Annotated in this window: 1 pseudogene; it reads right to left on the reverse strand. The window is 41.0% G+C overall.

What is annotated here, in order from left to right:
* Positions 1 to 61: 61 nt before the first annotated feature.
* A pseudogene (locus ACG94X_RS16920) lies at positions 62 to 249 on the reverse strand (MobQ family relaxase); the annotation flags it as partial.

The raw sequence follows: 249 nt of genomic DNA on the forward strand, positions 1-249 counted from the left end.
CTATATTCCTTCATGGATGCCAATAAAATATATAACTGGTCATCTAGATCATTTTGATTACTCATAATGACATTCCGCCTCTACCTAGTTTTTGTGATGCCTTGCGGAGTGCTTGCTCGGCTCGTTGTTTATCTAATTCTTGCTGTCGCTTCATTTCCGCTTGGCGTTCCAGTTCTAGACGTTTGGTTTGTTGGTTCTTCTGCCATTGATCAAAAACTTGATCGACACGGCTTAAACCACGCTGTAAAA

Source organism: Acinetobacter psychrotolerans, from assembly GCF_048552595.1.
Taxonomy (GTDB): Bacteria; Pseudomonadota; Gammaproteobacteria; order Pseudomonadales; family Moraxellaceae; genus Acinetobacter.